We start from the raw sequence: 13,534 nt of genomic DNA, 5'->3' as shown, positions 1-13,534 counted from the left end.
GAGGGACGGCGGGGTCCGGCATGGTGGACGTTCCCTCCACTCAAGGCGGCTCGAATGGATGAAACGTACACTTCGCAGTCGCTTTCCGGCCACCTAATGTCGGTGCTCGTCACCCGCCGGCGACATCGAGCTCGACCGAGGAGGGCCCCGTGGCCGTCGACTACACAGTCATCGTCGTCTATCTGGCAGGCATGCTGGCCATGGGCTGGTGGGGCATGCGCCGCGCCAAGTCGAAGAGCGAGTTCCTGGTGGCGGGCCGCCGCCTGGGCCCCACCATGTACTCCGGCACCATGGCCGCGATCGTCCTCGGCGGCGCGTCCACCATCGGCGGCGTCGGTCTCGGGTATCAGTACGGGCTCTCCGGCGCCTGGATGGTCTTCACCATCGGCCTCGGGCTTCTCGCCCTGTCCGTCTTCTTCTCCGCCCGCATCGCCCGGCTGAAGGTCTACACCGTCTCCGAGATGCTCGACCTGCGCTACGGCGGACGGGCCGGCGTCATCTCCGGCGTCGTCATGTGGGCGTACACGCTGATGCTCGCCGTCACGTCCACCATCGCGTACGCCACGATCTTCGACGTCCTCTTCGACATGAACCGCACGGTCGCGATCGTCCTCGGCGGCTCGATCGTGGTCGCGTACTCGACGCTCGGCGGCATGTGGTCCATCACGCTGACGGACATGGTGCAGTTCGTGGTCAAGACGATCGGCGTACTGCTCCTGCTGCTCCCCATCGCGGTCGTCAAGGCGGGCGGCTTCGGCGCGATGAGGGACGAGCTGCCGACGTCGTACTTCGATCCGCTGGGCATCGGCGGCGAGACGATCTTCACGTACGTCCTCATCTACACCTTTGGCATGCTGATCGGGCAGGACATCTGGCAGCGCGTGTTCACCGCACGCAGTGACCGGACCGCCAAGTGGGGCGGCACGGTCGCGGGCACCTACTGCCTGGCGTACGCGCTCGCCGGCGCCGTCATCGGTACGGCGGCCAAGGTGCTCTACCCGAAGCTCGGCAGCGCGGACGACGCCTTCGCGACCATCGTGAAGGACGAACTCCCCATGGGGGTACGGGGGTTGGTGCTCGCCGCGGCGCTGGCCGCCGTGATGTCGACGTCCTCGGGTGCTCTCATCGCCTGCGCGACCGTCGCGAACAACGACATCTGGTCGCGGTTGCGAGGGGCCGTCCGACCGTCCGAGGAGCAGCACGACGAGGTCAGGGGCAACAGGGCCTTCATCCTCATCATGGGCGTCGCGGTGATCTGTACGGCCATCGCGCTCAACAACGTCGTCGAGGCCCTGACCGTCGCCTACAACCTCCTCGTCGGCGGCCTCCTCGTCCCCATCCTCGGCGGCCTGCTGTGGAAGCGCGGCACCGCCCAGGGCGCGCTGGCCTCCGTCACGGTCGGCGGCCTCGCGGTCATCGCGCTGATGGCGACCTACGGAATCCTCGCCAACGAGCCCATCTACTACGGGCTGCTGTCCTCGCTGGCAACGTACGTGATCGTCTCGCTGGCCACACCCGCCACCGATGCCGCCGTGCTCACCGCCTGGCGCGAGCGACTGGCAGGCCGGGCTCCCGAACCCGTGTCCGAACCCGTTCCGGCTCCCCACTAGAGTCGGCCGTGCAGTACATACGCGACGAAGCGTAGGAAAGAAGGCAGAACAACCATGAGCAGCAACGAGACGCCCCGCGGCCCCGTCGACTCGTCCCGCATTCCGCGGTACGCGGGTCCCGCGACCTTCGCCCGGCTGCCCCGCCTCGACGAGGTGGGCGCCGCCGACGTCGCGGTGGTGGGCGTGCCGTTCGACGCGGGCGTCTCGTACCGGCCGGGTGCCCGGTTCGGCGGGAACGCGATCCGGGAGGCCAGCCGTCTCCTGCGCCCGTACAACCCCGCGCAGGACGCGTCCCCGTTCGCCCTCGCGCAGGTCGCGGACGCCGGGGACATCGCCGCGAACCCGTTCGACATCAACGAGGCCGTGGAGAGCGTCGAGAGGGCTGCGGACGAACTCCTCGGCACCGGCGCCCGGTTGATGACCCTCGGCGGCGACCACACCATCGCGCTCCCCCTCCTGCGATCGGTCGCGAAGAAGCACGGCCCGGTCGCGCTGCTCCACTTCGACGCGCACCTCGACACCTGGGACACGTACTTCGGCGCGGAGTACACGCATGGGACACCGTTCCGGCGGGCGGTCGAGGAGGGGATCCTCGACACCTCGGCGCTGTCGCACGTGGGCACGCGCGGCCCGCTGTACGGCAGGCAGGACCTGGACGACGACGAGAAGATGGGCTTCGGCATCGTGACGTCGGCGGACGTGATGCGACGCGGCGTCGACGAGGTGGCGGACCAGTTGCGGCAGCGCATCGGCGACCGTCCGCTCTACATCTCCATCGACATCGACGTCCTGGACCCGGCGCACGCGCCCGGCACGGGTACGCCGGAGGCGGGCGGCCTGACGTCCCGCGAACTCCTGGAGATCCTCCGGGGGTTGGCCTCCTGCAACCTCGTCTCGGCGGACGTCGTGGAGGTCGCGCCCGCGTACGATCACGCCGAGATCACGTCGGTCGCCGCGTCCCACACGGCGTACGAACTGACGACGATCATGTCCCGCCAGATCGCGCGGGCTCGCGAGAAGCCCTGTAAGGAGACCGAGGCCAAGTGACGCACGACCACGACCTGGTACTCCGCCCCACACCCGCGCAGACCGATGCCGCCCTCAACCCTCCCCCCGGCCGCATCGGCGGCGACCTGGTCGTGGAGACCCTCTCCGGTCTCGGCGCGACAACGGTCTTCGGTCTCCCCGGCCAGCACGCCCTGGGCCTGTTCGACGCGCTCCGCCGCTCCTCGCTCCGGTACATCGGCCTGCGCGTCGAGAACAACGCGGGCTTCGCGGCAGACGCGTACGGCCGTATCACCGGCGAGGCGGCCCCGCTGCTGCTCTCGACGGGCCCGGGCGCGCTCACGTCCCTGGCCGCACTCCAGGAGGCGGCGGCGGCGAGCGCTCCGGTGCTGGCGATCAGCAGCCAGATCCCGACGGCGGGCCTGGGCGGCGGCCGCCACGGCTACCTCCACGAACTCCCGGACCAGCAGGCGTCCTTCAGGGGTGTGGTGAAGTCGGTCCATACGGTCCGTACGCAGTCACAGATCCCGTCAGCGATCGCGGCGGCGTGGCAGTCGGCGCTGACGGCTCCGCACGGGCCGGTGTGGGTGGAGATCCCGCAGGACGTACTGCTGGCCGAGACGCTGCTGCCCGAGGTGACGGCGCCCGACGCGACGCCCGAGGAGCTGGTCCCGCGCCCCGAACTCACGGCGGTGGCCGCCCACTTGCTGTCAGGCGCGACCCGTCCGGCGATCATTGCGGGAGGCGGGGTCGTACGGGCGGACGCGTCGGGGAAGCTGCGGGCGCTGGCGGAGCGCATCCAGGCGCCGGTGGTCACCACGTTCGGCGGCAAGGGCGCGTTCCCTTGGACCCACCCCCTCTCCCTCCAGTCCTGGCTGGAGGACCGGCACACCACGGACTTCCTGGAGGACGCGGACGTACTTCTCGTCGTCGGCTCGGGCCTCGGCGAAATGTCCACGAACTACCGAACGTTCAAGCCCCGGGGCCGCCTGATCCAGATCGAGGCAGACCTAGGCAAGGTGGAATCCAACTACCCGGCACTCGGCATCCACGCCGACGCGAGGCTCGCGCTCTCCGCGCTGCTGGAGACGGTGGACGAGCGCACGGACGAGACGGCTCCCGAGCGGGTACGTACGCTCCTGGAACGGGTCCGCGCACGCATCGCTGCCCAGCAACTCACCCTGGAACAAGACGTGTTGGCGTCGATACGCCGAGCCCTCCCCCGGCGCTCCCCCTCCTTCTGGGACATGACGATCCTCGCCTACTGGGCCTGGTCGGCCTTCGACCCCCGCCACCCCAACACCATGCACTCGGCCCAGGGCGCGGGCGGCCTCGGCTACGCCTTCCCCGCCGCCCTGGGCGCCGCGGCAGCGGACCCCACCCATCCGGTCCTCGCGGTCTCCGGCGACGGCGGCGCCCTGTACTCCATCGCCGAACTCGCCACCGCGAAGCAGCACGGCTTCGACGTCACCTGGCTGATCATCGACGACGGCGGCTACGGCATCCTCCGCGAGTACATGACGGACACCTTCGGCGAGACGGCCGGGACTGAGCCCGAGACCGAGACCGAGTCGGCCACGGAGCTGTCCCGCCCGGACTTCGTGGCCCTGGCGGAGTCGTTCGGGGTGCCAGGGGCCCGTACGACTCCGGAAACCCTCGAAGCCGACCTGGCCAAGGCCCTCTCCACACCCGGCCCCGCGGTGCTGGTCCTCCCCGCTGTGCTACGGATGTTCGCGCCTACGCACCTGGGCTGACGGGCCTGGATGCCTCCAGACTGCCCCTGGTCCCACCGCTTGTCCGCGGCCCGCCCCGGGGCGTGGGTGACGAACACCACGTGACCCCCGTTTCAGGCTCACCCACTTCCTTAGGCATCCCGAGTGACGCGTCATCGGCCAGCCTGGTGCCGAGATCGTATGTGGGTACGAGGGTCGATTGCGTGACCTTTCCGTGGGTGTGTCGTTGATCGGATGACAGCACTGTGGGCGGGAGGGGGATCGGTGAGCCGGAGGCTGCCGCTCGGTGAGGGTGAGGCCGCCCGCACCGCCTGTGCCCGCAGTGTGCTGCGAGCGGGTGTGGAGGAGAAGACCGGCGAAGCCCTGTCGGCTGCTGTGTTGGCGGAGCAGGCGGGCTGGGCGGCGGATCTGGTGTCCGGCATGGCGGCCGCGCTACTGGCCGAGCATTGGAACAGTGCGGACGTTGACACGCTGGCAGCGGGTGAGGACGAGGTAGGCCGCCCGCTGCCGTCGAGTGCCTGGATGGCCCTGCGCCGCCTGGGCTGGACCGTCAGCCCGCCCGAGGGCATCCGTGTCAACGATCGCATCGTGCGCATGGCTCAAGAGCAGGCCGGGCGCACGCTGCGCTCGGCGAAGTGGCGCGCCGACCTCACCGCCGGAGTGCTCGCGACCTGGCCCGCCACCCCGGCCAGGCGCACGCCCACAGAGTGGGACGCGGTACGGGAGGCGGTGCCCGACGGGTGGTCCGTGCCCTCCAGCGTCATCTCCTCCCGCACCCGGCAGATCACCGCTTTCGCGAAGAAGCACGGCCAGATGTCGGCCGATGTCTTCGAGATGGAGGCCGAGCCCCGTATCGCGCGGATGCTGTTGCTGTCCGCCTGCGACGGGCAGCAGGCCACCATCGAACGCGCCGACGAGCCGGGCCGGGCCCTGCTGCGCATGCAGCTGCCCACCTGCCCCGACCCGCGGTCCTACGCGGACTGGCGGTGGGTGGCCTGCCCCATCAAGCTCCCGCCGACGATCCCCACCAGTGCGGTGCTACACCTGCCCACCCTGCGCCTCCACCAGGACACGGTGCGGGCCGATCTCGCCTACACCCACGCCGTCCCGAAGGCGCGGCGGAGCGGGCATGCGGTTGCGCTGGGCGTGGACTGGGGCCTGAACACCCTGCTGTCCGCCGGGGCCGCCCGACTGAACGACGACGGCACGATCACCGCCCTCGGCAGCGGTGGCATGTTCCGGGCCAACGGCATCCTTGCCAAGCAGCACCGACTGCGCCGCCTGTCCGAACATCTGCACGCCAAGGCCGACCACTACCAACGGCTCATCAACGGGGCCGAACACCACCTCCTGACCGGTCGGCACGCGATCCTGACCGACGAGATCCGGCACGTCTCCTCCCGGCGGTCAAGCCTCAACGACGCCCTAGCATGGTCTGCCGCCCGCTGGTCGGTGGACCATGCGATCACCGCCGGGGCGAGCGTGATCTACGTCGAAGACCTCCGCTCGATAGAAGCCCGCGGCATGGGCCGCACCATGAACACCCGCCTGTCCCAGCAAGTGCGCGGACAGATCGTGGACCGCATGCGGCACCTCGCTGCCGAGGCCGGTATCGCCGTGGTCACCGTCCCGGCGCGGAACACCTCGAAACACTGCCCGCAATGCCTGGACGTATTGCGGCACCACAAAGCCCCCGACCGGCTCACCACACCCGGCTGGAAGTGGGCCCTCTGCCACTCCTGCGGCTGGCAGGGCGACCGCGACCAGGGCGCTTGGAGACGTATCGCCGCACGCGGCCTGACCCACCAGGCCAAGACCATCACCGACCGCACCAGCGGTGTCATGATGATTCGCACGGTGATCGACAAGCTCGAAGCGGGCGCGATCGTCACACCAACCGCACCGAAGACCCGCCGGGAGGACCGGTCCAAGACCGGCCCCACCAGGCCTCGTTCCACACGCCCCGCGCCCAGGCGACGCAGGGCACCCTCCTCCGCCAGGCCCATGGGTCCGGCGGGCCAGCGTCCGGAGGGACACGCTCACACGGACCGGACCCGGCTGCCCCGCGCAGCCCACCGGCACCAGGGCGTGACGACGATCAGCACACCGGCCACCAGCCGACATCGGCCAGGCGGAGCAATCCTGGGCGCGGGGTTCCACCACCACGCCCACGCCACCCCTCCACGGTGGGAAATCCCAGGCCAGACACTGCGTCTGACATGGGATACCCAAGCTGATCAGAGACGCTGCGGAACACCAGTTCGCGCACAGGCAGAATAGGGACCATGCCGATACCCGGAACTCCCAGCCGCGCCGAACTCGTCGATCACCTCGTACGGACGCGCATCGCGGGCGATGTCGCCACCCCCCGCGAGAACAACCTCTCCCACTACCGCAAACTGGCGAACGGCGACCGCAACTACTGGCTCGGCCTTGAGCTCGGCGACCGCTGGACCGACGAGCAGGACGTGCTCGCGGTGATGGCGGAGCGTTGCGGGGTGAACGACGACCCGGAGTACCGCCACGGGCAGGACACCATCGATCCGGAGCTGACCATCGACGCCCTGGACCGGATGGCGTCGCGGCTGCGGAAAGCGGCGGCAGGGCAACAGCGGGTGCTGTTCGCGACGGGGCATCCCGGCGGGTTGCTGGATGTGCACCGGGCGACGGCGGCGGGGTTGCGGGCTGCCGGGTGCGAGATCGTGGTGATCCCGGACGGGCTGCAGACGGATGAGGGGTACGTGATGCAGTTCGCGGACGTGGCCGTTCTGGAGCATGGGGCCACGCTCTGGCACACGCATTCCGGAGAGCCGATGCGAGCGATTCTGGCCGGGCTGGAGCGCAAGGGCCGGCCGCTGCCCGACCTGGTCGTCGCCGACCACGGCTGGGCAGGTTTCGCCGGCCAGCAGGGCATCGACTCGATGGGGTACGCCGACTGCAACGACCCCGCACTGTTCCTCGCGGAATCCGAGGGCACGCTCCAGGTGACGATTCCCCTGGACGACCACGTCACGAGTCCGCGGCACTATGACCCGATGACGGCGTATCTGCTGGACGCGGCGGACCTCACGGCCACGGCCTGAGCCCCGGCCCACCCCCGGTGGAACCATCACCGGGGGATCCGTACCACACCTTCCTGGATCACCGTGATCGCCAGCTGCCCCTCCCGCGTATAGATCCGGGCCTGCCCGAGCCCTCGCCCACCCGACGCCGACGGCGACTCCTGGTCGTACAGGAGCCACTCGTCCGCCCGGAACGGACGGTGGAACCACATCGCGTGGTCCAGCGAGGCGCCGACCACGTCGCCCACGGCCCAGCCGCCCCGCCCGTGGGCGAGGAGGACGGAGTCGAGGAGCGTCATGTCGGAGACGTATGTGGCCAGGCAGACGTGCAGCAGGGGATCATCCACCAGCTTGCCGTTCGTGCGGAACCACACTTGGGAGCGCGGCTCACGCTCCTCCCCGACGCTGGCGAACGGCGGTGCGTCCACATACCGGAGGTCGACCGCGGCACGAGCCTCCAACAGCCGCTCCAGAACGCCCGGTTCCCAGAAGGCGTCCGCGTACTCCGGCAGGATCTCCTCCGCGGTCGGCAGCGTCTCGGGGTCGGGCGAGTCCGGCATGGGGGCCTGGTGCTCCAGGCCCTCCTCGTACGTCTGGAAGGAAGCCGAGAGGTGAAAGATCGGCTGTCCGTGCTGGACCGCGACGACCCTCCGGGTGGTGAAGGAACGGCCGTCGCGGATCCGGTCCACGGTGTAGACGATGGGCGCGCCGGGATCACCGGGGCGCAGGAAGTACGAGTGCAGGGAGTGGGCGAGCCGGTGCTCGGGAACCGTACGCCCGGCCGCGACCAGCGCCTGCGCCGCGACCTGCCCGCCGAAGACGCGCGGGACGACGGAGGGCTGGGACCGGCCGCGGAACATGTCCCGCTCGATCCGCTCCAGGTCGAGCAGATCGAGCAGGGAGTCGAGCGCCTCGCGCGGCTGACCTGCCTCGCGCGGCCGGTTTACTTCGCTTGCCTGGCTCATGATGTCCGTTGTGCCGTGGACTGATTTCTGACGGCCTACAGACCCATGTCCTTCGCGATAATCATCTTCATGACCTCGCTGGTGCCGCCGTAGATCCGGTTGACGCGGTTGTCGGCGTACAGACGGGCGATCGGGTACTCGTTCATGAAGCCGTAGCCGCCGTGCAGCTGGAGGCAGCGGTCGATGACGCGGTGCGCGACCTCGGTGCAGAACAGCTTGGCGCTCGCGGCCTCGGCCGGGGACAGCTCGCCCGCGTCCAGCGCTTCCAGGGAGCGGTCGGCGACGGCCTGCGCGGCGTCGACCTCGGCCTGGCAGGCGGCCAGTTCGAACTTGGTGTTCTGGAAGGAGGCGACGGTCTTGCCGAAGACCGTACGGTCCTGGACGTACTCCTTGGCGAACCGGACCGCCGCCGCGGCCTGCGCGTACGCACCGAAGGCGATGCCCCAGCGCTCCGAGGCGAGGTTGGTGCCGAGGTAGGCGAAGCCCTTGTTCTCCTCGCCGAGCAGGTCGTCGACCGGCACCTTCACATCGACGAACGCCAGCTCGGCGGTGTCGGAGGTCTTCAGGCCGAGCTTGTCCAGCTTGCGGCCGACGGAGTAGCCCTCGGACTTGGTGTCGACGGCGAACAGGGAGATGCCGAAGCGGCGGTCGTCCTCGCGCGGGGCGGAGGTGCGGGCGCAGACGATGACGCGGTCGGCGTGGACGCCGCCGGTGATGAAGGTCTTGGCGCCGTTGAGCACATAGTGCGTGCCGTCGTCGGAGAGCTTCGCGGTGGTCTTCATGCCGGCGAGGTCGGAGCCGGTGCCCGGCTCGGTCATCGCGAGGGCCCACATCTCCTCACCGGAGACGAACTTCGGCAGGAACCGCTTCTTCTGCTCGTCGGTGGCGAGCATCTTGATGTACGGCAGGCCGAGCAGCACATGCACGCCGGAGCCGCCGAAGGAGACACCCGCGCGGGCCGTCTCCTCGTACATGATGGCCTCGAACTTGTACGAGTCGATGCCCGCGCCGCCGAACTCCTCGGGGACGCGGATCCCGAAGACGCCCAGCTCGGCGAGCTTGTAGTAGAAGTCGCGCGGCGCCTGGCCCGCGGCGAACCATTCGTCGTACACGGGGACGACCTCGGCTTCGATGAAGGCTCGCAGGGTCTCCCGGAACGCCTCGTGATCCTCGGTGAAGACGGTACGGCGCATCGTGTACGGCTCCTTGGCTCGCGCTGCTCGGTCCCAAGCGCCGCATGTCATGTCTAAGCGCTTGCTCAGCCCACGCTACCCGCCGGTCACTACGGTCGTCCAGAGACGTAGGTCACGCTGGGGGCAGGTCACACGGGCACCGCGTCAGGCCCGACCGGCTCACCGCGGGATCGGGTCACCGCGGGATCGGGTCACCGCAGAACCGGCTCACGCCGAAGCCGAGACGGCCGCCGCCTCGAAAGCCCCCCGCGCCATCCGGTGCAGCAACGCCGCCGTGCCCGCCCGGCCGGGCAGCGAGCCGGGACGCCCCATGTGCGGCGTCGAGTTCAGCAGCCCGAAGACCGCATGGACGGCGGCCCGGGCGGCCGGCTCGGCGAGGTCCGGGTAGACCTCGCGGACGACCTCCACCCACAGCTCCACGTACTGCCGTTGGAGCTGCCGTACGAGCTTGCGGTCGCTGTCCCGGAGGCGGTCCAGCTCGCGGTCGTGCAAGGTGATCAGGGGGCGGTCGTCGAGTGCGAAGTCGATGTGCCCTTCGACGAGTGAGTCGAGGACCGCCTCGGGGTTCCCGGCGGCCTCGGCGGCCCGCCGCTTGCCACCGGTCAGCAGCTGCCCGCTGATTCCCACGAGCAGCTCGGCGAGCATCGCGTCCTTGCCCGCGAAGTGCCGGTACAGGCCCGGTCCGCTGATGCCGACCGCCGCCCCTATCTCGTCGACACCGACGCCGTGGAAGCCGCGCTCGGCGAAGAGCCGGGCGGCCTCCTTGAGGATCTGTTCGCGGCGGGTGAGGGCGTCGGTTCTGGTGGCCATGGAGGCAATTCTAGACAGGGAGGTTAGCGGTCGTTAACCTGAAGGCAGGACGTTAACGCTCATTAACAAGATGAGGGGACTCCGCGATGCAGGAGGCACCGGAGCTGACCAGCGCGGCCGACCCCGCGTCGGCTGCCTGGCGGGCCAACGAGGCGGCGCACCACGCCCTCGTGGACGAGCTGCGGAAGAAGCTGGCCACGGCCCAGCTCGGCGGCGGCGAGCGGGCGCGCGCCCGGCACACCGCGCGCGGAAAGCTGCTGCCGCGCGACCGCGTGGACACCCTGCTGGACCCGGGCTCGCCTTTCCTGGAGCTGGCCCCGCTCGCCGCCGATGGGATGTACGACGACCAGGCACCGGCGGCAGGGGTCATCGCCGGGATCGGGCGGGTGAGCGGCCGCGAGTGCGTGATCGTCGCCAATGACGCGACCGTCAAGGGCGGCACGTACTACCCGATGACGGTGAAGAAGCATCTGCGCGCCCAGGAGGTGGCGCTCGAAAACCGCCTCCCCTGTGTGTACTTGGTGGACTCCGGGGGCGCTTTCCTGCCCATGCAGGACGAGGTCTTCCCCGACCGCGAGCACTTCGGGCGGATCTTCTACAACCAGGCGCGGATGTCGGGGGCCGGGATTCCGCAGATCGCGGCGGTGCTCGGCTCATGCACGGCGGGCGGGGCGTACGTCCCCGCCATGAGCGACGAGGCCGTGATCGTGCGCAATCAGGGCACGATCTTCCTCGGCGGACCTCCCCTGGTGAAGGCCGCCACCGGGGAGGTCGTCACCGCCGAGGAACTGGGCGGCGGCGAGGTCCACGCGCGCGTATCGGGTGTCACCGACCACCTCGCGGAGGACGACGCGCACGCGCTGCGGATCGTGCGCACCATCGTTTCCACCCTCCCCGCGCGCGGGTCACTGCCCTGGACGGTCGCAGCGGCCATCGAGCCAAAGGTGGACCCGGCCGGGCTGTACGGCGTGGTGCCGGCGGATTCCCGCACCCCCTATGACGTACGCGAGGTCATCGCGCGCGTGGTCGACGGCTCGCGTTTCGCGGAGTTCAAGTCGGAGTTCGGGCAGACCCTGGTGACGGGCTTCGCGCGGGTGCACGGGCATCCGGTCGGGATCGTCGCCAACAACGGCATCCTGTTCTCCGAATCTGCCCAGAAGGGCGCCCACTTCATCGAGCTGTGCGACCAGCGCGGGATCCCTCTGGTGTTCCTGCAGAACATCTCCGGCTTCATGGTGGGGCGGGACTACGAGGCGGGCGGTATCGCCAAGCACGGCGCCAAGATGGTCACGGCGGTGGCCAGTACGCGCGTACCGAAGCTGACCGTGGTGATCGGCGGCTCGTACGGCGCGGGCAACTACTCGATGTGCGGCCGGGCGTACTCCCCGCGCTTCCTGTGGATGTGGCCGAACGCCAAGATCTCCGTGATGGGCGGCGAGCAGGCCGCGTCGGTCCTCGCGACCGTCAAGCGCGACCAGTTGGAGGCCCGCGGCGAGTCCTGGCCCGCCGAGGAGGAAGAGGCCTTCAAGGAGCCGATCCGCGCACAGTACGAGCGCCAGGGGAACGCCTATTACGCGACGGCCCGGCTCTGGGACGACGGGGTCATCGACCCCATGGAGACCCGGCAGGTGCTGGGTCTCGCCCTGACCGCCTGCGCCAACGCGCCACTGGGCGAGCCCCAATTCGGCGTCTTCCGGATGTGAGGGGGAGGGACTCTTGACGATGTTCGAGACAGTGCTTGTCGCCAACCGGGGCGAGATCGCCGTCCGGGTCATCCGTACGCTCCGGTCGCTGGGCGTGCGCTCGGTGGCCGTCTTCAGCGACGCGGACGCCGACGCACGGCACGTCCGCGAGGCGGACACGGCCGTACGGATCGGTCCGGCGCCGGCGGCTGAGAGCTATCTGTCGGCGGAACGGCTGCTGGAGGCGGCGGCACGGACGGGTGCGCAGGCGGTACACCCGGGCTATGGCTTCCTCGCCGAGAACGCCGCCTTCGCGCGTGCCTGCGCCGACGCCGGGCTCGTCTTCATCGGGCCGCCCGCCGACGCCATCTCCCTGATGGGCGACAAGATCCGTGCCAAGGAGACGGTGAAGGCGGCCGGGGTGCCGGTCGTGCCGGGTGCCGCCGATCCCGAACTGGAGGACGCGGCCCGCGAGTTGGGCGCGCCCGTGCTGCTCAAGCCCTCGGCGGGCGGCGGCGGCAAGGGGATGCGCCTTGTGCGCGACCTGTCGGTGCTCAGCGAGGAGATCGCGGCGGCCCGGCGGGAGGCCCGTGCTTCCTTCGGTGACGACACGCTGCTCGTGGAGCGGTGGATCGACCGGCCCCGGCATATCGAGATCCAGGTCCTGGCGGACGGGCACGGTCGGGTGGTGCACCTGGGTGAGCGGGAGTGCTCGCTCCAGCGCCGGCATCAGAAGATCATCGAGGAGGCGCCGAGCGTACTGCTCGATGAGAAGACGCGGGCGGCCATGGGGGCGGCGGCGGTCGAGGCGGCGCGTTCGTGTGGGTACGTGGGCGCGGGCACGGTCGAGTTCATCGTGCCGGGTGATGATCCGTCGGCGTACTGCTTCATGGAGATGAACACGCGGCTTCAGGTTGAGCATCCGGTGACGGAGATGGTCACGGGGATCGATCTTGTGGAGTGGCAGCTTCGGGTCGCGGCGGGTGAGCGGTTGGGGTTTGAGCAGGAGGACATCACGCTCACCGGGCATGCGGTCGAGGCGCGGATCTGCGCGGAGGATCCGGCGCGGGGGTTCCTTCCCTCCGGGGGGACGGTTCTTGCCCTGCGCGAACCCTGGGGCGACGGGGTTCGCACCGACTCCGGGCTCAGTGAGGGCACGGAGGTCGGGTCCCTGTACGACCCGATGCTCTCGAAGGTCATCGCGTACGGGCCGGACCGGGCGACCGCGTTGCGGAAGCTGCGGGCTGCCCTTGGCGAGACGGTGACGCTGGGCGTGCAGACGAATGCAGGGTTCCTGCGGAGGCTGTTGGGTCATCCGGCTGTGGTGGCGGGCGAGTTGGACACCGGCTTGGTGGAGCGGGAGGTGGACGGGCTCGTCTCGGGCGAGGTGCCGGGTGAGGTGTACGTGGCGGCGGGGTTGCTGCGACAAGCGCGTTTGTTCCCCAGCCCCGCCCCTTCCCGGAACTGGGGGCTC

At 70.0% G+C, this 13,534-nt stretch carries 10 protein-coding genes; 7 read left to right on the top strand and 3 right to left on the bottom strand.

Features of this window, described 5'->3' with window-relative positions; all coding sequences use genetic code 11:
* Window positions 1-149 precede the first annotated feature (149 nt).
* From G6048_RS41075 to G6048_RS41055, 5 genes are all read left to right on the top strand, one after another.
* A complete protein-coding gene (locus G6048_RS41075; RefSeq protein ID WP_165344709.1) occupies window positions 150-1,610 on the top strand; it encodes a sodium:solute symporter in 1,461 nt (486 codons plus the stop codon).
* A 54-nt stretch (window positions 1,611-1,664) separates the two neighbouring features.
* Window positions 1,665-2,657 carry an agmatinase gene (gene speB, locus G6048_RS41070; RefSeq protein WP_165344708.1) on the top strand — a complete coding sequence of 331 codons (993 nt, stop codon included), beginning with the start codon at window positions 1,665-1,667 and terminating at the stop codon, window positions 2,655-2,657.
* Complete coding sequence (locus G6048_RS41065) at window positions 2,654-4,369, top strand: thiamine pyrophosphate-binding protein (protein WP_165344707.1); 1,716 nt, start codon at window positions 2,654-2,656, stop codon at window positions 4,367-4,369. The genes speB and G6048_RS41065 overlap by 4 nt, the downstream gene beginning before the upstream one ends.
* Before the next feature lie 243 nt (window positions 4,370-4,612).
* On the top strand, window positions 4,613-6,628 hold the full coding sequence (locus G6048_RS41060; RefSeq protein WP_165344706.1) for a zinc ribbon domain-containing protein: 2,016 nt from the start codon (window positions 4,613-4,615) through the stop codon (window positions 6,626-6,628).
* Between the two features lie 5 nt (window positions 6,629-6,633).
* On the top strand, window positions 6,634-7,431 hold the full coding sequence (locus G6048_RS41055; protein WP_165344705.1) for a phosphatase: 798 nt from the start codon (window positions 6,634-6,636) through the stop codon (window positions 7,429-7,431).
* A gap of 26 nt (window positions 7,432-7,457) precedes the next feature.
* On the opposite strand, the gene G6048_RS41050 is transcribed toward G6048_RS41055, so the two are convergent.
* From G6048_RS41050 to G6048_RS41040, 3 genes are all read right to left on the bottom strand, one after another.
* Entirely contained in the window at window positions 7,458-8,375 is a 918-nt protein-coding gene (locus tag G6048_RS41050) for an acyl-CoA thioesterase (protein ID WP_165344704.1), read from the bottom strand.
* Window positions 8,376-8,410: 35 nt separating this feature from the next.
* Window positions 8,411-9,568 carry an acyl-CoA dehydrogenase family protein gene (locus G6048_RS41045; RefSeq protein ID WP_165344703.1) on the bottom strand — a complete coding sequence of 386 codons (1,158 nt, stop codon included), beginning with the start codon at window positions 9,566-9,568 and terminating at the stop codon, window positions 8,411-8,413.
* Between the two features lie 207 nt (window positions 9,569-9,775).
* Window positions 9,776-10,378 carry an SACE_7040 family transcriptional regulator gene (locus tag G6048_RS41040; RefSeq protein ID WP_165344702.1) on the bottom strand — a complete coding sequence of 201 codons (603 nt, stop codon included), beginning with the start codon at window positions 10,376-10,378 and terminating at the stop codon, window positions 9,776-9,778.
* 86 nt (window positions 10,379-10,464) lie between these two features.
* On the opposite strand from G6048_RS41040, the gene G6048_RS41035 reads away from it, so the two are divergent.
* Together G6048_RS41035 and G6048_RS41030 are read left to right on the top strand one after the other, a co-directional pair.
* Window positions 10,465-12,081, top strand: coding sequence for a carboxyl transferase domain-containing protein (locus G6048_RS41035; protein WP_165344701.1), 1,617 nt, complete (start codon window positions 10,465-10,467; stop codon window positions 12,079-12,081).
* A gap of 19 nt (window positions 12,082-12,100) precedes the next feature.
* Window positions 12,101-13,534: acetyl-CoA carboxylase biotin carboxylase subunit (locus G6048_RS41030; protein ID WP_165344700.1), on the top strand; the 1,434-nt coding region annotated here is incomplete at its 3' end.

Source organism: Streptomyces ureilyticus (assembly GCF_011045025.1).
GTDB lineage: Bacteria > Actinomycetota > Actinomycetes > Streptomycetales > Streptomycetaceae > Streptomyces > Streptomyces ureilyticus.
The sequence above is the reverse complement of the archived record's forward strand: the minus strand, read 5'-3'. Positions and strand labels throughout refer to the sequence as shown.

What these genes read in the sequence shown, in the direction of transcription:
- G6048_RS41045 (WP_165344703.1), bottom strand. Translation starts at nt 9,568, where the DNA reads ATGCGCCGTACCGTCTTCACCGAGGATCACGAGGCGTTCCGGGAGACC.
- speB (WP_165344708.1), top strand. Translation starts at nt 1,665, where the DNA reads ATGAGCAGCAACGAGACGCCCCGCGGCCCCGTCGACTCGTCCCGCATT.
- G6048_RS41040 (WP_165344702.1), bottom strand. Translation starts at nt 10,378, where the DNA reads ATGGCCACCAGAACCGACGCCCTCACCCGCCGCGAACAGATCCTCAAG.
- G6048_RS41055 (WP_165344705.1), top strand. Translation starts at nt 6,634, where the DNA reads ATGCCGATACCCGGAACTCCCAGCCGCGCCGAACTCGTCGATCACCTC.
- G6048_RS41035 (WP_165344701.1), top strand. Translation starts at nt 10,465, where the DNA reads ATGCAGGAGGCACCGGAGCTGACCAGCGCGGCCGACCCCGCGTCGGCT.
- G6048_RS41050 (WP_165344704.1), bottom strand. Translation starts at nt 8,375, where the DNA reads ATGAGCCAGGCAAGCGAAGTAAACCGGCCGCGCGAGGCAGGTCAGCCG.